This window comes from Salinimicrobium oceani, from assembly GCF_012037645.1.
In genome coordinates this window covers 1-290 of sequence record NZ_JAAVJR010001571.1, presented here as the reverse complement: position 1 = coordinate 290, position 290 = coordinate 1, and the positions used below count along the sequence as shown (strand labels likewise).

The window sequence follows — 290 nt, the reverse complement described above, 5'->3', positions numbered from 1 at the left end:
ATATGTCTATAGAAGTACCAGAATTTTTCCACTGCTATGGCATCGGAGAATTCTTGCTGTAATCGCGCAGACTGAGAAGAGATAATTTCGTAGCGGTCAATTTCGGCTAATGAAGACTGAATCATCAACAGAGAGGACAAGGCTTCCGAATCTGCCAGCGGAAACAACATCCCGTGGCTGGCCACTACCTCTTTGCCACCGCCACAATCGCTGCAGACAACCGGAACTCCGGCCGCCATGGCTTCAAGTAACACCATTCCGAAAGGTTCATGATCTGATGTCAACGCGAA

At 48.6% G+C, this 290-nt stretch carries 1 protein-coding gene; it reads right to left on the bottom strand.

The annotated features are described in order from the left end of the window. A partial coding sequence (locus HC175_RS23110; RefSeq protein WP_168140093.1) for a glycosyltransferase family 4 protein occupies positions 1–290 on the bottom strand: 290 nt, incomplete at both ends.